The organism is Pseudomonas sp. GW822-FHT02G04, assembly GCF_058802085.1.
This window is the reverse complement of record NZ_JBXANU010000030.1, coordinates 1-21,429: the sequence shown is the minus strand read 5'-3', so window position 1 is coordinate 21,429 and position 21,429 is coordinate 1. Positions and strand designations below refer to the sequence as shown.

The window sequence follows — 21,429 nt, the reverse complement described above, 5'->3', positions numbered from 1 at the left end:
TTACATGATCGCTTGCCTGCGGCTGTTCTCTGCCCTCTGCCTCGCTGCCTTGCTGGCGGCTTGCGCCAGCTCGCCCTCCTCCAGCCTTGGCGAACTACCACGGACCCCGGATGCCAGTATCGAGCAACTGCTCGAACAGGCCGCTCAAAGTAAAACGCCGGATAAGGCGGCCTTGCTGCGCTTGAGCGCGGCAGACCTGGCTTATCGTCAGGGCAATGCCGGCCAATCCGCGCAAATCCTGCAACAAGTACCGATGGAACAACTCAAGCCTGGTCAACAAGTCTTCGCCAGCACCCTGGCGGCTGAATTGGCCATGGTGCGCAACCAGCCCAAAGCGGCGCTGACAGCCCTGAGCCATCCGAGCCTGCAACGCCTGGGCGAACTGCCGGTCGAGCAACAGGTTCGCACTGGCACCGTTCATGCCCGCGCCCTTGAGGCCGACGGCCAGACCCTGGCCGCCGCACGGGAGCGCATCTTCATCGCCCCCATGCTGAGCGATCAAGCCGCGAGCAAAAACCACGAAGCCATCTGGACCCTGATCGCTTCGCTGCCGACCGAGCAATTGCAGCCGACCACCGACGACGACCTCGGTGGCTGGTTAAGCCTGGCCCGGGCGGTGAAAACCGCCGGCACCCTGGAACAGCAGCAAGCGGCGATCGACGACTGGCGCGCGAAGAACCCAAAGCACCCGGCCGCCATCCAGTTGCCGCTGCCACTGACCAAACTCAAGGAACTGGCAAGCCAGCCCCTGAGCAAGATTGCCCTGCTGCTACCGCAGGACGGCCCGCTGGCTTCGGTCGGCAAAGCACTGCGCGAAGGCTTCATGGCCGCGCACTACCAGGCGCAACAAGCCGGGCAGAAGCCGCCAGCCATCGAGTTCTATGACAGCTCGCGCCTGACCTCCCTCGACGAGTTCTATCGCAAGGCCCAGGCCGACGGCGTGCAATTGGTGGTCGGCCCGCTGGAAAAACCGCTGGTCAAGCAGCTCAGCGCTCGCCCGCAACTGCCGATCACCACCCTGGCACTGAACTACAGCGAAGGCGAACAAGGTCCGGCCCAGCTGTTCCAATTTGGCCTGGCCGCTGAAGACGAAGCCCGCGAAGTATCCCGTCGTGCGCGCGCCGATGGCCTGCATCGCGCCGCCATCATGGTGCCGAAAGGCGAATGGGGCGACCGCGTACTCAGGGCGTTCAGCCAGGATTGGCAAGCCAACGGTGGCAGCATTGTCGCGACCGAGCGCGTCGACCAACCGGTGCAACTGGCCCAGCAAATTGCCGACATGTTCCAGCTGCGCCAGAGCGAAGGCCGCGCCAAGAGCCTGCAAAACACCGTTGGCTCGCAGGTAGCCGCCCAGCCTTCGCGTCGTCAGGATATCGAGTTCATCTTCCTGGCCGCGACGCCGCAACAGGCTCAACAGATCAAACCGACCCTGAACTTCCAGTACGCGGGTGACGTGCCGGTTTACGCCACCTCCCACGTGTTCAGCGCCAGCGGCGACCAGAACCAGTACAACGACATGAACGGTATTCGCTTCTGCGAAACCCCATGGCTGCTGGATGCCAACGACCCGCTGCGTAAACAGGTCACCGCACAATGGCCACAAGCCGCTGGCAGCCTGGGTCGTCTATACGCGATGGGCGTTGACGCCTATCGCCTGGCACCACGCCTGGGGCAACTCAAGGCCTTGCCGGACAGCCGCATCGAAGGTCAATCGGGCAGCCTGGGCATGACTCAGAATCAACGGGTCGTGCGTCAGTTGCCATGGGCAGAGTTCGTCAACGGTCAGGTTCAACGCCTGCCGGACACCTCGCGCTGATGCCCGACAGGTCACGCCAGCAAAGCGGTAAGGATGCCGAGCGCCATGCGCTCGAGCATCTTCAGCAACAAGGTCTGCGCCTGCTGGCGCAGAACTGGTTATGTAAACGCGGCGAGCTTGATCTGGTCATGCTTGATGGCGATACAGTAGTATTCGTCGAAGTCCGCTACAGAAAGAACACCCAATGGGGTGGCGCGCTCGATAGCATCGATGGGCGCAAACGGCAAAAACTGATTTTCGCCGCGCAGTATTTCCTTCAGCGCGAGTCGCGTTGGGCCAATTCCCCTTGCCGCTTCGACGTGGTTGCCATCGACAGCAACCTTGATCAGTTGAACTGGTTGCAGAATGCCTTCGACAGCTGATCGCTTGCGCCCCGAACCGGACACCTTCACCCAACACTTTTGCTCTTTGCTTTGCGGGCTGCACATTCATGTGCCGAGTAGCCGCGCTAATTAAGGTCACACAGATGGACATGCAATCGCGAATTCGCCAGCTTTTTCAGGCCAGTATCGACACCAAGCAACAGGCGATGGACGTACTTGCACCGCACATCGAGCAAGCCAGCCAGGTCATGGTCAACGCCCTGCTCAACGAGGGCAAAATGCTGTCCTGCGGCAACGGCGGTTCCGCCGGTGACGCACAGCACTTCTCGTCCGAACTGCTCAACCGCTTCGAGCGCGAGCGCCCGAGCCTGCCGGCCATTGCGCTGACCACCGACAGCTCGACGATCACCTCGATCGCCAACGACTACAGCTACAACGAAATCTTCTCCAAACAGATCCGCGCCCTCGGTCAACCGGGTGACGTATTGCTGGCCATTTCCACCAGCGGCAACTCGGCGAACATTATTCAAGCGATCCAGGCCGCACATGATCGCGAAATGATTGTCGTAGCATTGACGGGTCGTGATGGCGGCGGCATGGCGTCACTGCTTTTGCCGGAGGACGTCGAGATTCGCGTACCGGCCAATGTCACTGCACGTATTCAGGAAGTCCACCTGCTGGCGATCCATTGCCTTTGCGATCTGATCGACAGCCAACTGTTCGGGAGTGAAGAATGACCCCTAATCGCCTAGGCCTTCTGGCCTTGACCCTGTGCCTCGGCATCAGCGGCTGCACCTCGGTGGTTAACGCCAGCCGTGAAGCGCCGATCGACGATGACCGTGGCACCCGCACCTTCGGCAGCAAAATCGACGACTCTCTGATCGATACCAAGGTCGGCGTGAACATTGCCAAGGCCGATCCAGCCCTGGATAACGACTCGCACATCGTTGTCACCAGCTTCAACGGCGTGGTGCTGCTGGCCGGGCAAACCCCGCGCGCCGACCTCAAGGCCAAGGCCGAACAGGTCGCCGCCTCCGTTCAGCGCGTGAAGAAGGTGCATAACGAACTGCAAGTGCTGCAGCCCTCCTCGCTGCTGGCGCGCCAGAACGACACCTGGCTGACCACCAAGATCAAAACCCAGATGCTCACCGATCCTTCCATCCCGGGCTCGCGCATCAAGGTTGTGACCGAAAACGGCATCGTTTATCTACTCGGCCTGCTGACCAAGCAGGAAGCGGCGCAGGCGACCAATCTGGTGCAAGGCGTTTCCGGCGTGCAGAAGATTGTGAAGTTGTTTGAGTACATCGACTGATACATCCCTCCTGCAGTAATAAAAAAGGCGATCCATCCGGATCGCCTTTTTTATTACTTCACCACCTTCAAACTCGGCCGACCACTGGGACGCGGCGGCTCGCTGTCGGGTGGCGGGATATCATCATCCGGCTCGATCTCTTCCTCGTCGTCCAGAGGCGATTCCATATCGAACACCATGCCTTGGCCGTTCTCCCGAGCGTAAATGCCCAGGATCGACGCGATAGGCACGTACAGGGTATGCGGCACGCCACCGAAGCGCCCTTCGAAACTGACCGCCTCGTTATCCATGTGCAAATGACGCACGGCAGCCGGGGATACGTTCAGGACTATCTGCCCGTCACTGGCAAAACCCTGAGGCACCTGCACCGACGGATACTCGGAATTGACCAGCATGTGCGGGGTGCAATCGTTGTCCACAATCCACTCGTAGAGCGCGCGGACCAGATAAGGTCGACTGGAGTTCATAGCGGCTCCTTAAGCCTTAGCGCATATCGCGTTCGACACCAGACAGACTCGCCTGGAAAGCCTCACGCGCAAACGAGCGCTCCATGTAATCAAGCAGCGGCTTGGCAGGCCGCGGCAGTTCTATACCCAGAATCGGCAATCGCCAGAGTATTGGCAATAGGCAGCAATCCACCAGACTTTGTTCCTCACTGAGGAAAAACGGCTTGTCGGCGAATAACGGCGACACGCCTGTCAGGCTTTCGCGCAGCTCTTTACGAGCTACCACGCGGGCTGCTTCCTTGGTCCGCGAATCCAGAATCAGATCCACCAGACCACACCAGTCACGCTGAATGCGATGAATCAGCAGACGACTGTTGGCACGCGCCACGGGATAAACCGGCAGTAGTGGCGGATGCGGGTAACGCTCATCCAGATATTCCATCACCACGGTCGACTCCCACAACGCCAGGTCACGATCGACCAGGGTGGGCAGGCTTCCGTAAGGGTTCACTTCAATCAGTTTAGGCGGCTGACGACCAGCCTCCACGTAAATGATCTCGGCGCTGACACCCTTCTCTGCAAGTACGATGCGCACTCGGTGGGAATAGTGGTCGGCGGGGTCGGAGTAACAGGCCAACCGATTGGTCACGCCCATGGCGGTCCTCCTCGCTTGTTGAAATTATCGGAAACGGAAAAACACGCGCGCCCAGAGGGCGCCTCCCGTAACGCCTGGCTCACCAGACTCGTTACACCTTCAGAGACGCCCCTGGGCGCGCGCGATTAACAGCAATGGCTTACAACGTTATCAATGGACATCTTTCCAGTATTCACGCTTGAGCAAGTAAGCGAATACGAAGAAGAACGCCAGGTACAGCAACACATAGGTACCGATGCGCTGATGCTGCAGCTTCACCGGGTTGGCCGAGTAGGCCAGGAAAGTCACCAGATTCTTGACCTTCTCGTCGAACTGCTCTTCGGTCAGCGTACCGGTTTTCGGCAATACAGTCAGCTGATCGCAGGCTTCATGAGTCAAAGCGGTACCGGTCAACGGATCGAATTGCTTCTTGCCGCCTTCGACGATTTGAACCTGTTTACAGCCTACCACCTGACGACCCTGCAAGCCGACCAGAACGTTAGGCATGCCGACGTTCGGGAACACCTTGTTGTTCACGCCCCATGGACGCGACGGGTCTTCATAGAACGAACGCAGGTAGCCATAGAGCCAGTCGGTGCCACGAACGCGAGCCACCAGTGTCAGATCGGGTGGCGCTGCACCAAACCAGGTCTTGGCGTCAGCCGGCTGCATGCCGATGCTCATGTGGTCGCCGATCTTGGCGCCAGTGAACACCAGCTTCTCGAGCATCAGCTCGTGAGGAATGCCCAGGTCATCGGCGACACGCTCGTAGCGCTGGAACTTGGCACTGTGGCAGCCCATGCAATAGTTGGCAAACGTACGTGCGCCATCCTGCATGGCAGCCTTGTCGGAAACATCGATGTCGACTTTTTCCAGCTCGGGACCACCATGTTCAGCCGCGAAGGACAGTGCTGGCAGAGCAGCAAGAATCAGTACAGCAAATAGTTTTTTCATCAGCCAGTCACCCTTTCCGGAACCGGTTTGGTCTTCTCGAGCCTGGTGTAGAACGGCATCAGAATGAAGTAGGCGAAGTACAGGAAGGTACATACCTGCGACAGCAACGTACGTTCCGGGGTAGGCGCCATGACGCCCAGCCAGCCAAGAATCACGAAGGAGATGCAGAATACCCAGAGCCAGATCTTGCTCAGCCAGCCCTTGTAGCGCATGGACTTGACCGGACTACGGTCAAGCCAGGGCAGGACGAACAGCAAGGCAATCGAAGCACCCATGGCAACAACACCCAGGAGCTTGTCCGGAACTGCCCGCAGAATCGCGTAGAACGGGGTGAAGTACCATACCGGAGCGATGTGCTCAGGGGTCTTGAAGGCGTTCGCCACTTCAAAGTTCGGCTTCTCGAGGAAGTAGCCGCCCATTTCCGGGAAGAAGAACACGATCGCGCAGAAGATGAACAGGAACACCACCACGCCGACGATATCTTTCACGGTGTAGTACGGATGGAAGGCAATGCCGTCCAGCGGTACGCCGTTTTCGTCTTTGTGTTTCTTGATGTCCACGCCGTCCGGGTTGTTCGAACCGACTTCGTGCAGCGCCAGGATGTGCAACACCACCAGGCCGAGGATCACGATTGGCAAGGCAACCACATGCAAGGCGAAGAAACGGTTCAGGGTAATACCGGAAATCAGGTAGTCACCACGGATCCACTGGGTCAGATCGTTACCGATGACCGGGATCGCACCGAACAGCGAGATGATCACCTGGGCACCCCAGTAGGACATCTGGCCCCACGGCAGCAGGTAACCCATGAAGGCCTCAGCCATCAGCGCCAGGTAGATCAGCATGCCGAACACCCACACCAGCTCACGCGGCTTCTGGTACGAACCGTAGAGCAGGCCACGGAACATGTGCAGATAAACCACGATGAAGAACGCCGAAGCGCCGGTGGAGTGCAACAGACGCAGGATCGAGCCGTACTCGACGTCGCGCATGATGTATTCGACGGAAGCGAATGCTTCTTCCGCCGACGGGGTGTAGCTCATGGTCAGCCAGACACCGGTAACGATCTGGTTGACCAGAACGAGCAGCGCCAGGGAGCCAAAGAAATAGAAGAAGTTGAAGTTCTTCGGGGCGTAATACTTGCTGAGATGGTCTTCCCACATTTTGGTCGCGGGGAAGCGCGCATCAACCCAATCCATGAACTTGCTCATCACGCTTTCTCCGTATCGACGCCAACGACAATGATGTCATCGGTCTCATAGGAATGCGGGGGAACTGGCAGGTTCAAAGGCGCGGGTTGCGACTTGTAGACGCGGCCAGCCAAATCGTAGTGGGAACCGTGGCAAGGGCAGAAATAGCCCCCGACCCAATCCTTGCCCAGATCGGCAGGTGCTACTTCCGGACGGAAGGTCGGTGAGCAACCCAAGTGAGTGCAGATGCCGATCAGCAGCAGAACTTCTGGCTTGATCGAACGCGTCTGCGGGTCGACATAGGTCGGTTGCGTCGAGTTCTTGGAGGCGGGGTCAGACAACTGGCCCTCAATCTTTTTCAGATTCCCCAGGATTTCCTCGGTACGGCGGACGATGAATACCGGCTGGCCGCGCCACTCAGCAATCATTTGCTGGCCCGGCTCGATTTTGCTGACATTCACTTTCACCGGTGCACCTGCGGCTTTCGCCTTGGCACTGGGAAACCATGACCCCACGAACGGGACCGCAGCCCCCACCGCTCCTGCAGCACCCACCACGGATGTGGCTGCTACCAAGAAGCGACGCCGGCCTGCATTCACGCCGTCATTGCTCATTCAGTCCTCTCCCATCAGCTTTGTGGCCTGTTAAATCAGGCGTCTACTAAGTAAAAATCTGAACTTATAAAAATTTTGCCGAATGGTAATGAAAAGCCCCAATTCTGACAAGGTAATTACCGAAGGGCTCCACTGCCAAGCCTTGTAGTATAGGGCCTCTGCGGATGTGGCAAGTTGTCACAGCGTAATTCGTTGATAAATAGCGCCCATAAAAAAACGCCCAGCTTCGCAAGGAAACTGGGCGTTCTTTTTGAACGTAAAAGCGAATTAACGCTTCGAGTACTGCGGACGCTTACGCGCTTTACGCAGACCGACTTTCTTACGTTCAACTTCACGTGCATCGCGGGTTACGAAGCCGGCTTTGCGCAGAGCAGAGCGCAGAGTTTCGTCGTAGTCCATCAGAGCGCGAGTGATACCGTGGCGGATTGCGCCAGCTTGACCACTTACACCACCGCCGATCACGGTGACGTAGATGTCGAACTTCTCGACAGTCTCAGTCAATTCCAGCGGCTGACGAACTACCATGCGGGCAGTTTCGCGGCCGAAGAAATTATCCAGCGAACGGTTGTTGATGGAGATGTTACCAGTGCCCGGACGCAGGAAAACGCGTGCGGTTGCAGTCTTGCGACGGCCAGTGCCGTAATTTTGAGTCGCCGACATAATGAACTATTCCGTTAAAACTTCAGTTCTTGGGGCTGCTGAGCAGTATGAGGGTGAGCAGCGCCCGCATAGACTTTCAGCTTACGATACATGTCGCGACCCAGCGGGTTCTTAGGCAGCATGCCTTTGACCGCGGTCTCGATCACGCGCTCAGGGGCTTTAGCGATCAGCTTTTCGAAGTTGATCGACTTGATGCCGCCCGGGAAACCGGAGTGGGAGTAGTACATTTTGTCAGTGGTTTTAGCGCCAGTAACACGTACTTGCTCAGCGTTGATTACGACGATGTAGTCGCCGGTGTCAACGTGAGGAGTGTACTCAGCCTTGTGCTTGCCACGCAGACGGCTCGCGATTTCAGTGGCCAGACGACCCAGGGTCTGACCAGCAGCGTCGACGACAAACCAGTCGCGCTTTACTGTTTCCGGTTTAGCAGTAAAAGTTTTCATTCTTTATAGCCTCAGGGGCCGCCCTGTAAATTAGACGGCGGATCTTACTGAATAGTGCGTACTTTGACAAGTCAAAGGCAGCCGGATACAGACGCTTTCGGGGGCTCGGGTCGGCGCGTCCGTTCAACGGCAAGATTCTTCGGCGGCGGCGCATCACTTCCACTGCAGAAAGAGGTGCGCAATTATGCAGATTGCGAAAAATATTTCAACCTGCTTTTATGATTGTTTTGCCCAAGGAGCACCCGATGGACTATCGCCAGCTAGGCCGTACCGATCTGAACGTGAGTGCCATCTGCCTCGGCACCATGACCTGGGGCGAGCAAAACAGCGAGGCTGAAGCCTTCGCCCAGATCGAACGCGCCAAGGGCGCCGGGATCAATTTCATCGACACCGCCGAGATGTACCCGGTGCCACCCAAAGCCGACACCTACGCCACCACCGAGCGCTACATCGGCAACTACTTCAAACGTCGCGGCGATCGCGCCGACTGGATCCTGGCGAGCAAGATCGCCGGCCCCGGCAACACCATCGACTACATCCGTGACAAAAACCTGCGGCACAACCGCCAACACATCAGCGAAGCCGTGGATGCCAGCCTCAAGCGCCTGCAAACCGACTACATCGACCTGTATCAGTTGCACTGGCCGGAACGCAGCACCAATTTCTTCGGCCAGCTCGGTTACAAGCACAAGATCGAAGCCAATCTGACGCCACTGGAAGACACCCTCGAAGCGCTGGACGAGCAGGTCAAGGCCGGCAAGATCCGCCACATCGGCCTGTCCAACGAAACCCCGTGGGGCACCATGCGCTTCCTCGCCCTCGCCGAAGCCCGGGGCTGGCCGCGCGCGGTATCCATCCAGAACCCCTACAACCTGCTCAATCGCAGCTTCGAAGTCGGCCTGGCGGAGATCGCCATCCGCGAACAGTGCGGCTTGCTGGCCTACTCGCCACTGGCGTTCGGCTTTCTGTCGGGCAAATACGAAGGTGGCGCGCGTCCGCCAAAAGGTCGGCTGAGCCTCTACAGCCGCTTCAGCCGCTATTTCAACCCGCAGTCGGAAGCAGCGTGCAGCCGTTACGTGGCACTGGCTCGTGAACACGGCCTGGACCCGGCGCAGATGGCACTGGCGTTCGTCACGCAGCAACCGTTCGTAACCAGCAACATCATTGGCGCCACGACGCTTGAGCAACTGGACAGCAACATTGCCAGCATCGATTTGAAGCTGTCGGATGAAGTGCTGGCAGGCATTGAGGCGATTCACCAGGATCAGCCGAGTCCGGCACCGTAACTTACGTCGACGATCGTTCCCACGCTCTGCGTGGGAATGCATCCCGTGACGCTCCGCGTCACTTCCAAAGCGGACGCAGAGCGTCCATGGCGGCATTCCCACGCAGAGCATGGGAACGATCACGCTGCATTACAGCGACCGCGCAATAATCTCCTTCATGATTTCATTGGTCCCGGCATAGATCCGCTGCACCCGTGCATCCGCCCATGCCCGGGCGATCGGGTATTCCCACATGAATCCGTAACCGCCATGCAACTGCACGCATTCGTCGAGCACCTTGCATTGCAGGTCGGTGCCCCAGTACTTGGCCATCGCCGCCGTCGGCACGTCGAGCTTGCCTTGCAGATGCAGTTCCAGGCAACGATCGACGAAGACCCGGCCGATCTGGATCTCGGTCGCCATTTCAGCGAGCTTGAAGCGGGTGTTCTGGAAGTCGGCGATGGCCTTGCCGAAAGCCTTGCGCTCACGGGTGTAATCCAGCGTCCACTGCAACGCCGCCTCGGCTGACGCCAAGCCTCCCACCGCGACCGTCAAGCGCTCCTGCGGTAACTCCTGCATCAGATAAGCGAAGCCCATCCCGGCCTGGCCCAGCAGGTTCTCCTTGGGCACCCGAACGTCCTGGAAGAACAGCTCCGAGGTGTCTTGAGCCTTCATGCCGACCTTTTCCAGGCGCTTGCCCTTGGCGAAACCCGGCGTGTTGGCCTCCACCAGAAACAGACTGGTGCCCTTCGCCCCCGCCTTCGGATCGGTCTTGGCCACGACGATCACCAGGTCAGCCAGAAAGCCGTTGGTGATGAAAGTCTTCGAACCGTTGATCACGTATTCGTCGCCCTCCAGCACTGCGGTAGTCTTCACCCCCTGCAGGTCGGAGCCGGCACCCGGCTCGGTCATGGCAATCGCAGTGACCATCTCGCCAGACACCAGTTTGGGCAGGTATTTGTGTTTCAGCGCCTCACTGCCGTAATGCAGGATATAAGGCGCAACAATGTCCGAATGAAGAGAAAAGCCGATCCCGGTCAACCCCAGACGACCGACCTCCTCGATCACCACCGCGCTGTAGAGAAAGTCTGCCCCCAGCCCGCCGTATTCTTCCGGCAGATGCGAACAGAGCATCCCCGCCTCCCCCGCCTTGTTCCAGAGATTGCGGTCGATATAGCCTTGTTTTTCCCATTGCCCATGGAACGGCACGGCCTCTTTTTCGAGGAACGTTCGCACGCCGTCGCGAAAAAGTTCGTGCTCGGAGCTGAACAAGGTTCTGGGAATCATGCGTCACCTGTCGTTATTGTCAGACGGAATTGATCTTCAGAGACTAAGCCTCGCTTCCGATACAGGACACTGGACACATCCGACAAAAAATAAGACGATCCAGCCGTCTGGCGACCACTTTCCCCTATAAGAATAAAGTTGAATTATGTCTAACCAAGCCTCCAAGCCCTTGCGGCGCGTCAGCATCCTGGCTATCGACCGGGTTTTCGCTTCCACCCTCATGCAAGCCAAGGATTTCTTCCATCTGGCCAGCCTGCGCTATGGCAAACAACTGGGCCACGGCCTGACACCGGCGTTCGAAACCCGGCTGGTCAGCCCCGACGGCAAACCGGTGAACAGCTTCAGCGATGTGATCATGCCGGTGGACGGCGGGCTGGAAAATGCCGACGTCATTATCCTCCCCGCCTTCTGGGACGATTTCGACACACTCTGCAAACGTTATCCACAGGTCCTGCCGTGGCTGCGCGAACAACACGCCCGCGGGGCAGTGCTGTGTGGCGAGGCCACGGGGGTGTTCTGGCTCGCCGAAGCCGGGCTGCTCAACGGCAAGGAAGCGACCACGTACTGGCGCTTCTTCAATGCTTTCGCCGAGCGCTTCCCGCAGGTTCAGCTCAATCAGGACAAACACCTGACCGACGCCGACAACCTGTATTGCGCTGGCGGCACCACCTCGGCCTGCGACCTCTACATTTACCTGATCGAGCGCTTTTGCGGCGCTAACGTGGCCCAGGCCGTGGCCCGCGACATTCTCTATGAAGTGCAGCGTAGCTATGCGCCGGGGCGGATCGGTTTCGGCGGGCAGAAACTGCACCAGGACGTGATCATCCTGCAGATCCAGCATTGGCTCGAAGAGCACTTCGCCGATAAATTCCGCTTCGAAGACGTAGCCCGCGAACACGGCATGAGCATCCGCAACTTCATGCGGCGCTTCCAGACCGCCACCGGCGATAAACCGCTGCATTACCTGCAACGCCTGCGCATCGAGACCGCCAAGGGCTTGTTGTCCGGCAGCCGCAAGAGCATCAAGACCATCAGCTATGAAGTCGGATACGACGATGCGAGCTTCTTCGCCCGACTGTTCCGCCAGCACACGGAACTGTCGCCGAACCAGTATCGGCAGCAGTTCCAGCAGGCGGCGTAGCATGGCGTACGGCTTGCCCCTGTAGGAGCTGCCGAAGGCTGCGATCTCTGGATCTTCGCCTATAAAAAAGGGCCTGCGATGCAGGCCCTTTTTTAATTTCCGAATGTCCTACTATTTTGAGACGCTTATGGCTTGTGCGCCCGGGACAGGAACTCGTGGGATTGCATTTCCAGCAAGCGGCTAAGCGTGCGCTGGAACTCGAAGGTCAGGCGACCGCCGGTGTAGAGGTCTTTAAGCTCGACTTCGGCAGAGATGATCAGCTTCACGTTGCGGTCGTAGAACTCGTCGACCATGTTGATAAAGCGTCGGGCGATGTCGTCGGTGGTGACGCTCATCTGCTCGACGCCGCTGAGCAACACGGCATGGAAGATCTTGCCCAGTTCGATGTAGTCGTTCTGGCTGCGCGGGCCGTCGCACAGTTCGCGGAAGTCGAACCAGGCCACGTCATCGCAGGTGCGCACGGCGCGGATTTCACGGTTCTCGATCATCAGCACGTCGTTCTCGACGGCAGCCGTGCATTCCGGCGTCAGGGCCCGGAAACTCTTGCGCAGGCTTTCCTGGGCGGCTTCGTCCAGCGGGAAGTGGAACAGCTCCGCTTGCTCGAGGTGACGCAGACGGTAATCGACGCCGCTGTCGACGTTGACGATCTCGGTGTTCTGCTTGATCAGCGCAATGGCCGGCAGGAAGCGCGCACGTTGCAGGCCGTCCTTGTACAGACCGTCCGGCACGATGTTCGAGGTCGCGACCAGGGTCACGCCGTTCTTGAACAGCTCTTCCATCAGCGTGCCAAGGATCATGGCGTCGGTGATGTCGGAGACGAAGAATTCATCGAAACAGATCACTCGCGTCTCGTCGGAAAAGCGCTTGGCGATGATCGTCAGCGGGTTTTTCTCGCCGCCCAGAGTCTTCATCTCTTCGTGCACGCGCTTCATGAAGCGGTGGAAGTGAGTGCGGGTCTTTTCCTTGAACGGCAGCGCTTCAAAGAAGGTGTCGACCAGGTAAGTCTTGCCGCGACCCACGCCGCCCCAGAAGTACAGGCCCTTGACCGGCGCCTGGTCCTTCTTGCCAAACAGTTTGCCGAGCAGGCCCGGTTTGTTCTGCGAGGCCGCGACCAGATCGTCGTACAGACGCTGCAAATGACGCACTGCCGTTTCCTGCGCAGCATCGTGGAAGAATTCCGGGCGTTTCAGATCAGCTTGGTATCGTTCTAGGGGCGTCATAATTCGTTAGCAAGGCAACAAAAACGGGCCGTCACTGTAGCGACGGCCCGTGGGAATGGCAATCGGCCCTTGGTCGGACCGAACCGTTGTTTATTCCTGAACCGGTGTCAGCGCAACCCGCAACGCGTCGATGGCAACATCGCGAGCTGCACTGTCGGCGAAGGCCGGGCTGTCGGCCACGCACTCGCCTTCCAGCCAGACGCTGAAGCTCAGGTCTTCACTGCGTACGTCCAATGGCTGGCCAGATTGCAGTTGTTTGGTCACCTGACCTGCGGTTTTGCCATCGGCGAAGTGGCGCGACAGCAGCAGTTGCTCGCCATCGGCCGCCAGCAGACGGAAGCGGAAACTGCCATCGTCTTCACGGAAGCTGACAAAACGCGCGGCTTTCGCGGCTTTCTTCTTGGTGGTGGCAGCAACTTGAGTCTGGGCGACGAAAGAACGCAGGCCGACCGCTTCACGCAACTCGTTGAGGAACGGCGTGGCCACCGCACGGGCCTTTTTCGCGCCGTGTTGCAGGATGTCTTCCAGATCCGCCGGACGCTCGATCAGTTGGTGATAACGCTCGCGGGACTCGCCCAACTCGTTGTCCAGCAACTGGAACAGGCGATTCTTCGCTTCTCCCCAACCCAGGCCCTGAAGCAATTCGCTGCGGAATTCGTCGGCTTGTGCCGGCGTAGCGAAAGCCTGGAACAAGGTAAACAGGTGCGAGTTGTCCGGATCTTTGGCTTCGCCCGGGGCACGGGAGTCGGTCACGATCCGCGAAATCGCGTCTTTCATCTCTTTGGCGCTGCTGAACAACGGAATGGTGTTGTCGTAGCTCTTCGACATCTTGCGACCGTCGAGACCTGGCAGCGTGGCGACGCTTTCCTCGATCAGCGCTTCGGGCATGGTGAAGAACTCCTTGCCTTGGCCAAACAAGTGGTTGAAGCGCTGGCCGATGTCACGGGCCATTTCCACGTGCTGGATCTGGTCACGACCGACCGGCACCTTGTGGGCGTTGAACATCAGGATGTCCGCGGCCATCAGCACCGGGTAGCTGTAGAGGCCCATGGTGATGCCCGCGTCCGGGTCTTCGCCGGTCTCGACGTTCTTGTCCACCGACGCCTTGTAGGCGTGGGCGCGGTTGAGCAGGCCCTTGGCGGCCACACAGGTCAGCAGCCAGGTCAGCTCCGGGATTTCCGGAATGTCGGACTGGCGATAGAAGGTCACACGATCCACGTCCAGGCCACCGGCCAGCCAGGTCGCGGCGATTTCCAGACGCGAGCGCTGGATGCGCTGCGGGTCATCGCATTTGATCAGGGCGTGGTAGTCGGCCAGGAAGTAGAACGAATCGGCATTGCTGTCACGGCTGGCGAGGATCGCCGGGCGGATAGCCCCGGCGTAGTTGCCCAGGTGCGGCGTGCCGGTGGTGGTAATGCCGGTGAGAATACGGGTACGAGTCGTCATGGGTAATCGCTTGTCAGACTGCAATCAATTCGAAAGACGCGGCAGGATCAGATCCTTGAGATCGGTCAGCTTGCCATGAAAAAAGTGTCCGCATTCTGCCACTTTCAGCAGCTCATGGGGGCGATCGAGTGCCTCGGACCAATCGTAAACGAGTTGCGGATCGATCACTTCGTCGGTTTCCGGCTGGATCAGGGTCAATGTACCTTGTTGCGGCAGTTGATCCTGATCGCCCAGACGCATGACGGCAGGCGCGACCATGAACAGATGCTTGAGTTGTTCGCCCTTGGCTTCCAGGCGTCCGCCGAGACTGGCTGCAACAAAACCGCCGAAAGAAAAACCGAACAGGCTCAGCGGCAATTCCGGGTGTCTGGCGCGAAACCATTCCGCGACAGCCTGGGCATCATCGACTTCACCGTTGCCCATGTCGTGGGAGCCTTCGCTGGCACCGACGCCACGGTAGTTGAAGCGCAGGGTGATCAGTCCGGCGTCGCGCGCGGTGCGCTGCAGGGTCGAGACGACCTTGTTGAGCATGGTGCCGCCTTGCACCGGGTTCGGATGGCAGATGAGCGCCAGGCCGCGCGGCTGCTCGTTGTCCAGGTACAGTGCTTCCAGTTGGCCGACCGGGCCATCAATCACTACAGGGGTTTCGCGCATAAGCAAGGAAGGAACTCCGTGACCTCGAATCGGGTCGACTCGTCTAGCAAATTGTCTGTGCCAATCTATTGCGAGTGAATCGCGGTATACAGCGCAGGTTCGAGCCGTTAACGTAAAGCAAAGCCGTTTATAGAGGAAGGACTCGTGGAACACTCGCTCTTAGTTTGGTTGTTGCCGACTCTTGCCCTGGTTGTGGGTGTCGCCATTGGATTCCTGATCGCTCGCCTGGTGCCGAATGCCGCTCCGAGCAGCACACAACGTCAGCTGGATGACATTCAGGAACGTTTCGACAGTTATCAGAACGAGGTGGTCACCCACTTCAACAGCACTGCAAACCTGGTCAAGAAACTGACTCAGAGCTATCAGGAAGTGCAGGATCATCTCGCCGAGGGCGCCAACCGTCTGGCCCTGGACGAGCAGACTCGCCAACGCTTGCTGGCTGCCCTGCACGCCGACGCGGTGCAGGCTCCACGGGAACGCCTGACGCCGCCGCGCAATCAGGAACCGCCTCGCGATTACGCTCCCAAAGCCCCGAACGCGCCGGGCATGCTCGATGAGCATTACGGCCTGAAGAAGTAATCAGGTTTCGCGCACCACAAAAAGCCCTCGGACGAGTAATTGTCCGGGGGCTTTTTTAATTCTGACGTTTTCATCGCCTGAACAAGCGGCACAAAAAAATGCCCGGTCCTTTAAGGATCGGGCATTTTCATTTCAGGGAGAGGTCAGCCTCTTATGGGTACTGCTGAACAGTGCCTTGCTGTTGCTGACCACCATATTGCTGGCCCGGAATCGCCTTCAGGTTGACCTCGACGCGGCGGTTCTGTGCCCGGCCATTGGTATCACCGTTGCTGGCAATCGGGTTATCCGGCCCGGCACCACGTGCCGACAGGTTGGCGCCGCTGACTCCCTGGGAAGTCAGGTAGGTCGCCACGCTCTGGGCGCGACGCTGGGACAGGTCCATGTTGTGCTGGCGGCTGCCGGTGCTGTCGGTGTAGCCGACGATCTCGATCTGGTTCTGGTTGAACTCCTTGAGCGAGCCCGCCAGGTTGTTCAGCGGCTGGTAGAAGCTTGAGGCAATGTTCGCCGAATCGGTGGCGAACGTGATGTTGCCCGGCATGATCAGCTTGATCTGATCGCCCTGGCGCTGCACCTCAACCCCGGTGTTGGCCATGCTGGCGCGCAGCTTTTTCTCTTGCTGGTCGGCGTAGTAACCGTAACCGGCGGCAGAAGCACCCACCACGGCGGCGCCAATCAGCGCGCCCTTGCCACGGTTATCGTGACTGATGGCAGCACCGGCCAGCGCACCGGCCAGGGCGCCAAGGCCACCGTATTTGGCGGTTTTGCTCATGCCCGTGGAGCTGCCATCGGCCTGACCCTGGTTGTCATAAGGGTTCGGCGATGCACAACCGGACAACAGAGCCACTGCAGTAGCGACAACAATCAAACGACGCGAGGTGAACATGGAGGAGCTCCTACTTTTTTTGCATTCTGTGGTGCAACGGACTTAAGCAATGAACCTTTGCGGGCGTTGGATCACTGGCAACGACAAAAATTCCGTCATGAGCCATCAGGCTCGCACAAAGGGGTTACCGCGCATTTCATCACCCAGACAGGTGTCCGGACCATGCCCGGCCACCACGGTTGCCTCTTCGTCGAGGGTATACAACCGCTGCTTGATCGACTTCACGAGCGTTGCCTGATCGCCACCCCACAAATCCGTGCGCCCTACTCCGCGACGAAACAACGTGTCACCGGCAATCAGCAGCTTAGCCTCTGAAAACCAAAAGCTCATGGAACCCGGTGTATGACCAGGAGTATGCAACGCAACGCCACAACCGCAGGCCAGCTCTTCTTCGTCGGCCAACCAGCGATCCGGCGATGGCACCGGGGTGTAAGGCACACCGAACATCTGACACTGCATCTCCAGATTGTCCCAGAGAAATTGATCTTCTTTATGCAGGTGCAGCGTCGCGCCGGTTTTCTCCTTCAACTGGCCGGAGGCGAGGAAGTGATCGAGGTGTGCGTGGGTATGGATGATGCTGACCACCTTCAGGCCCAAGGCGTCGAGCCGCGCCAGGATCAGCTCGTGATTGCCACCCGGGTCGACGACGATGGCTTTTTTGGTGATGGGGTCGCCGATGATTGTGCAATTGCACTGCAAAGGGCCGACGGGGAAGGTTTCGCGGATGAGGGTGGGGGTCGGAGCGTTCACGGGAGGCCCTGATAAGTCGATTTCGAACAGGATACCAGCGCGCATTCCTCAAGACTCACTGGTGCACGCCGACACAGATTTACTGGCCAGATTTTTGACGCCATTATTAAAAAAAATAGTGGCCATGTAATATCAATTGACGCTGACTCTGGTGCAAAATCGCTTCCTTGTAGCGGCCACATACAGGACGGTCGCAGCCCTCTCAGGATATTTAGAATGTCGTCTCCTCTTGGTTACGTTTTAACAAAGCCATCTGTTCTGACCGGTAACCAACAAGTCGACAGCCTTATCCATGGCACCTCCTGGCTGAGCCCTGACTTCGGCTCAGACATCTTCGCGACAAGGCTGACCTATAGTTTCGTCACCCTCGGCCAATCGTATTTCTCTGCCAAATACAGCGAAAAAAATGAATTCCTGAACAGCTTCGCTCTGACATCGGCCCAACAAGACGCCGTGACTGGGGCGCTTGGCGCCTGGAGCGCCGTGGCTAACGTCAAGTTCACTCTGGTCAGTGACAACATCAACACTGTGGGCGACTTGCGATTCGGTGGCTATTTGGGCATGGACGACGCCGTCGCTGCCTGGGCCTACTTCCCCGACCGAACCCCGCTGGCCGGGGATGTCTGGATCGGACCGGCGACGAACAACTCTGCCCCCGTAAAAGGCACCTATGACTTCATGACGTTCGTGCATGAAATCGGTCATGCCCTGGGCCTCAAGCATCCATTCGAGTCGAGCCTATCCAACAGTACGCTGATCTCGCCCCTGCTCGATGATTCGCATTACACGATCATGAGCTACAACAATGCGTACTCCTATCAGCCGACGACACCGATGCTGCTGGATATTCTCGCTATCCAGAAGATTTACGGCGCCAACATGCTTTGGCAAACCGGTGACAACGTCTATCGCTGGGCACCCGGTCAATCTGTATTCGAAACCATCTGGGATGCTGGCGGAAACGATACGATCGATGCCAGCAACCAGCAGGCGGCCGTCAGACTGAACCTGAATGAGGGTGAGTTCAGCAACATCGGCAAGGCATTCGTCGACATCAAGAACCTGCAACTGGTCAATGACGGGCTGGCGATCGCCTTTGGCGCCAAAATCGAAAATGCCACCGGCTCGGCTTTTAACGATGAGCTTATCGGCAATGCGCTGGGTAACGTTCTCGATGGTGGTGCCGGCCAAGACGTCATGATTGGCGGTGCAGGCAACGACGTTTATGTTGTGGATAACGCTGATGACGTGGTGGTGGAAACCAGCACCTCGCTGAGCGAAATCGACACGGTTATGTCGTCGATCAGTTACACCCTGGGTAGCAACCTCGAGAACCTGACCCTCACCGGCAGCGACCCGCTCGACGCCACCGGCAACGCCCTGAGCAACCGCCTGACCGGCAACAGCGGCAGTAACATTCTGGACGGTGGCCTCGGCGCCGACGTGATGATTGGCGGCTCCGGCAACGACACCTACATCGTCGACAACCTCAAGGACACGGTCACCGAAACCAGCACCCTGGCGAGCGAAATCGACAGCGTGCGTTCCTCGGTCAACTGGACCCTGGGTGCCAACCTGGAAAACCTCACCCTCACCGGCAGCGACAACCTCATCGGTGTCGGCAACGCCCTGAATAACGTGCTGACTGGCAACAGCGGCAACAACATCCTCAACGGTGGCGCGGGCCTGGACACGCTGATCGGCGGGGCCGGCAACGACACCTATGTCCTCGACCAGGCCGGCGAACTGGTGCTATTGCAGGATGACGTTGATCAGGGCCACGACCTGCTGTACATCAACTACACATCGACTCCGGCCACCAACACCGTCGATCTCAGCCAAAGTAACCTGCAAAACGTCGAAGATGTCACCGTCACCGGCCTCGGCGACTTCACCGTGATCGGCAACGACCTGAACAACATCCTGATAGGCAACAACTACGACAACACCCTGCTGGGCGGGGCCGGCAACGACTGGCTGGATGGTTGGGCCGGGGCTGACAAGCTCATTGGCGGCAGTGGCGATGACACCTATGTCATCTACAACAACGGTGTACAAGTCACTGAACTGGCTGACGAAGGCCACGACCTGATCCAGACGGCAGTAAGTTACTACTTAGAAGACAACGTCGAAGACGCTGTGCTGCTCGGTTCTGCAGCGCTGAGCCTCTCGGGCAACAAGCTCGACAACCGACTGACCGGCAACTCCGCTGCCAATGTCCTCGACGGCTGGGCCGGGGCCGACACCCTGGACGGCGGGGCCGGCAACGACACCTACGTGGTCGACAATATCGGCGACACAGTGATCGAACGCGGCACCTCGCTGAGCGAAATCGACACGGTCCTGTCGTCGATCAGCTACACCCTGGGCAGCAACCTCGAGAACCTGACCCTTATCGACTTCAACAACCTGAATGCTACCGGTAATGCCCTGAATAACCGCCTGACCGGCAACAGCGGCAACAACGTTCTGGACGGTGGCCTCGGCGCCGACGTGATGATCGACGACCGCGGCAGCGACACCTACATCGTCGACAACCTCAAGGACGTGGTCATTGAGACCGGCCGCTCGCTGTGGGATATCGACACCGTACGCTCCTCGGTGAGCTGGACCCTGGGCGCCAACCTGGAAAACCTCACCCTCACCGGCAGCGACAACCTCACCGGTGTCGGCAACGCCCTGAACAACGTGCTGACCGGCAACAGCGGCAACAACGTGCTCAACGGTGCGGCCGGACTGGATCGGATGATTGGTGGCGGCGGCGACGATACCTACGTCCTCGACCAGGCCGGTGAACTGGCGCTGCTGCAGGAAACCGCCGATCAGGGTCGCGACCTGCTGAACATCACCTACGCCTCGACCTTGGCCAGCAGCACCGTCGATCTCAGCCAGACCAGCCTGCAAAACGTCGAAGATGTCACCGTCACCGGCCTCGGCAACTTCACCGTGATCGGCAACGACCTGAACAACACCCTGCTCGGCAACGCCTACAACAACACCCTGCAAGGCGGGGCCGGCAACGACTGGCTGGACGGCGGCGCCGGGGCCGACACCCTCAGTGGCGGCAGCGGCGACGACACCTACGTCATCGACAACGCCACCGACAAGGTCACTGAACTGGCCGACGAAGGCCGCGACCTGATCCGCACGGCGCTGAGCTACACCCTCTCGGCCAACGTCGAAGATGGCCTATTACTGGGTACAGCGGCACTTAATTTGGCCGGCAACGAACTCGATAACAGCCTCACCGGCAACGCCGCCGCCAACCTCCTCGACGGCAAGGCTGGGGCTGATACCCTGGACGGCGGCGCCGGCAACGACACCTACGTGGTCGACAATATCGGCGACACAGTGATCGAACGCGGCACCTCGCTGAGCGAAATCGACACGATCCTGTCGTCGATCAGCTATACCCTGGGCAACAACCTCGAGAACCTGACTCTCACCGGCAGCGACCCGCTCGACGCCACCGGCAACGCCCTGAGCAACCGCCTGACCGGTAACAGCGGCAACAACGTTCTGGACGGTGGCCTCGGCGCCGACGTGATGATCGGCGGCAGCGGCAATGACACCTATATCGTCGACAACCTCAAGGACACGGTCACCGAAACCAGCACCCTGGCGAGCGAAATTGACACCGTGCGTTCCTCGGTCAACTGGACCCTGGGCGCCAACCTGGAAAACCTCACCCTCACCGGCAGCGACAACCTCGCCGGTGTCGGCAACGCCCTGAATAACGTGCTGACCGGCAACAGCGGCAACAACATCCTCAACGGTGGCGCGGGGCTGGACACGCTGATCGGCGGCGCCGG

At 58.9% G+C, this 21,429-nt stretch carries 21 protein-coding genes; 8 read left to right on the top strand and 13 right to left on the bottom strand.

Going from position 1 to position 21,429, the window contains the following annotated elements; translation table 11 throughout:
• Positions 1-4 precede the first annotated feature (4 nt).
• The 4 genes from AC1RO5_RS26485 to AC1RO5_RS26470 all read left to right on the top strand — a co-directional run bounded on the left by AC1RO5_RS26485 (position 5) and on the right by AC1RO5_RS26470 (position 3,451).
• Positions 5-1,816, top strand: coding sequence for a penicillin-binding protein activator (locus AC1RO5_RS26485; RefSeq protein ID WP_493178526.1), 1,812 nt, complete (start codon positions 5-7; stop codon positions 1,814-1,816).
• Positions 1,816-2,178 (top strand): YraN family protein, encoded by a 363-nt coding sequence (locus AC1RO5_RS26480; protein ID WP_007904371.1) that lies wholly within the window; start codon positions 1,816-1,818, stop codon positions 2,176-2,178. Before AC1RO5_RS26485 ends, AC1RO5_RS26480 begins: the two co-directional genes overlap by 1 nt.
• Positions 2,179-2,282: 104 nt before the next feature.
• Positions 2,283-2,876 carry a phosphoheptose isomerase gene (locus tag AC1RO5_RS26475; protein WP_007904374.1) on the top strand — a complete coding sequence of 198 codons (594 nt, stop codon included), beginning with the start codon at positions 2,283-2,285 and terminating at the stop codon, positions 2,874-2,876.
• Positions 2,873-3,451, top strand: a complete 579-nt coding sequence (locus tag AC1RO5_RS26470; protein WP_413696170.1) for a BON domain-containing protein — start codon at positions 2,873-2,875, stop codon at positions 3,449-3,451. The genes AC1RO5_RS26475 and AC1RO5_RS26470 overlap by 4 nt, the downstream gene beginning before the upstream one ends.
• Positions 3,452-3,504: 53 nt before the next feature.
• Here AC1RO5_RS26470 and AC1RO5_RS26465 read toward each other — a convergent pair whose 3' ends face one another.
• From AC1RO5_RS26465 to rplM, 7 genes are all read right to left on the bottom strand, one after another.
• Positions 3,505-3,918 carry a ClpXP protease specificity-enhancing factor gene (locus AC1RO5_RS26465; protein WP_007939829.1) on the bottom strand — a complete coding sequence of 138 codons (414 nt, stop codon included), beginning with the start codon at positions 3,916-3,918 and terminating at the stop codon, positions 3,505-3,507.
• Between the two features lie 16 nt (positions 3,919-3,934).
• Positions 3,935-4,552, bottom strand: a complete 618-nt coding sequence (locus tag AC1RO5_RS26460; RefSeq protein WP_007905304.1) for a glutathione S-transferase N-terminal domain-containing protein — start codon at positions 4,550-4,552, stop codon at positions 3,935-3,937.
• 150 nt (positions 4,553-4,702) lie between these two features.
• The gene (locus tag AC1RO5_RS26455) at positions 4,703-5,485 is read right to left on the bottom strand and encodes a cytochrome c1 (protein WP_258672392.1); all 783 of its coding nucleotides are present in this window, start codon (positions 5,483-5,485) and stop codon (positions 4,703-4,705) included.
• Positions 5,485-6,696, bottom strand: a complete 1,212-nt coding sequence (locus AC1RO5_RS26450) for a cytochrome b (RefSeq protein ID WP_018930119.1) — start codon at positions 6,694-6,696, stop codon at positions 5,485-5,487. The genes AC1RO5_RS26455 and AC1RO5_RS26450 overlap by 1 nt, the downstream gene beginning before the upstream one ends.
• Positions 6,696-7,289 (bottom strand): ubiquinol-cytochrome c reductase iron-sulfur subunit, encoded by a 594-nt coding sequence (petA, locus tag AC1RO5_RS26445; protein WP_007939825.1) that lies wholly within the window; start codon positions 7,287-7,289, stop codon positions 6,696-6,698. The genes AC1RO5_RS26450 and petA overlap by 1 nt, the downstream gene beginning before the upstream one ends.
• 267 nt (positions 7,290-7,556) lie before the next feature.
• A complete protein-coding gene (gene rpsI / locus AC1RO5_RS26440; RefSeq protein WP_003228056.1) occupies positions 7,557-7,949 on the bottom strand; it encodes a 30S ribosomal protein S9 in 393 nt (130 codons plus the stop codon).
• 14 nt (positions 7,950-7,963) lie between these two features.
• Positions 7,964-8,392 carry a 50S ribosomal protein L13 gene (gene rplM, locus AC1RO5_RS26435; protein ID WP_007939824.1) on the bottom strand — a complete coding sequence of 143 codons (429 nt, stop codon included), beginning with the start codon at positions 8,390-8,392 and terminating at the stop codon, positions 7,964-7,966.
• A 245-nt stretch (positions 8,393-8,637) separates the two neighbouring features.
• Between rplM and AC1RO5_RS26430 the strand changes: the two genes are divergently transcribed.
• Positions 8,638-9,678 (top strand): NADP(H)-dependent aldo-keto reductase, encoded by a 1,041-nt coding sequence (locus tag AC1RO5_RS26430; RefSeq protein WP_493178524.1) that lies wholly within the window; start codon positions 8,638-8,640, stop codon positions 9,676-9,678.
• A gap of 129 nt (positions 9,679-9,807) precedes the next feature.
• On the opposite strand, the gene AC1RO5_RS26425 is transcribed toward AC1RO5_RS26430, so the two are convergent.
• Positions 9,808-10,944: an acyl-CoA dehydrogenase family protein gene (locus AC1RO5_RS26425; RefSeq protein WP_493178523.1), complete on the bottom strand. Its 1,137-nt coding sequence runs from the start codon at positions 10,942-10,944 to the stop codon at positions 9,808-9,810.
• Positions 10,945-11,188: 244 nt separating this feature from the next.
• On the opposite strand from AC1RO5_RS26425, the gene AC1RO5_RS26420 reads away from it, so the two are divergent.
• Positions 11,189-12,085 carry a GlxA family transcriptional regulator gene (locus AC1RO5_RS26420; RefSeq protein ID WP_493178585.1) on the top strand — a complete coding sequence of 299 codons (897 nt, stop codon included), beginning with the start codon at positions 11,189-11,191 and terminating at the stop codon, positions 12,083-12,085.
• Positions 12,086-12,210: 125 nt separating this feature from the next.
• On the opposite strand, the gene zapE is transcribed toward AC1RO5_RS26420, so the two are convergent.
• The 3 genes from zapE to AC1RO5_RS26405 all read right to left on the bottom strand — a co-directional run bounded on the left by zapE (position 12,211) and on the right by AC1RO5_RS26405 (position 15,405).
• On the bottom strand, positions 12,211-13,305 hold the full coding sequence (zapE, locus tag AC1RO5_RS26415) for a cell division protein ZapE (protein WP_019582361.1): 1,095 nt from the start codon (positions 13,303-13,305) through the stop codon (positions 12,211-12,213).
• Between the two features lie 90 nt (positions 13,306-13,395).
• Positions 13,396-14,751, bottom strand: coding sequence for a tryptophan--tRNA ligase (locus AC1RO5_RS26410; RefSeq protein ID WP_493178521.1), 1,356 nt, complete (start codon positions 14,749-14,751; stop codon positions 13,396-13,398).
• Between the two features lie 24 nt (positions 14,752-14,775).
• Positions 14,776-15,405: an alpha/beta hydrolase gene (locus AC1RO5_RS26405; protein ID WP_493178519.1), complete on the bottom strand. Its 630-nt coding sequence runs from the start codon at positions 15,403-15,405 to the stop codon at positions 14,776-14,778.
• A 144-nt stretch (positions 15,406-15,549) separates the two neighbouring features.
• Here AC1RO5_RS26405 and AC1RO5_RS26400 point away from each other — a divergent pair, with 144 nt between their 5' ends.
• A complete protein-coding gene (locus AC1RO5_RS26400; RefSeq protein ID WP_258672388.1) occupies positions 15,550-15,984 on the top strand; it encodes a Z-ring associated ZapG family protein in 435 nt (144 codons plus the stop codon).
• A 151-nt stretch (positions 15,985-16,135) separates the two neighbouring features.
• Here the strand turns inward: AC1RO5_RS26400 and AC1RO5_RS26395 are convergent, their stop codons facing one another.
• Both AC1RO5_RS26395 and AC1RO5_RS26390 read right to left on the bottom strand, forming a co-directional pair.
• Positions 16,136-16,867 carry a YiaD family glycine zipper/OmpA-like lipoprotein gene (locus AC1RO5_RS26395; protein ID WP_007939811.1) on the bottom strand — a complete coding sequence of 244 codons (732 nt, stop codon included), beginning with the start codon at positions 16,865-16,867 and terminating at the stop codon, positions 16,136-16,138.
• Positions 16,868-16,972: 105 nt separating this feature from the next.
• Complete coding sequence (locus AC1RO5_RS26390) at positions 16,973-17,662, bottom strand: MBL fold metallo-hydrolase (protein ID WP_493178516.1); 690 nt, start codon at positions 17,660-17,662, stop codon at positions 16,973-16,975.
• A gap of 171 nt (positions 17,663-17,833) precedes the next feature.
• Here AC1RO5_RS26390 and AC1RO5_RS26385 point away from each other — a divergent pair.
• Positions 17,834-21,429, top strand: a 3,596-nt coding sequence (locus AC1RO5_RS26385; RefSeq protein ID WP_493178514.1) for a M10 family metallopeptidase C-terminal domain-containing protein, incomplete at its 3' end; no start/stop codon positions are given.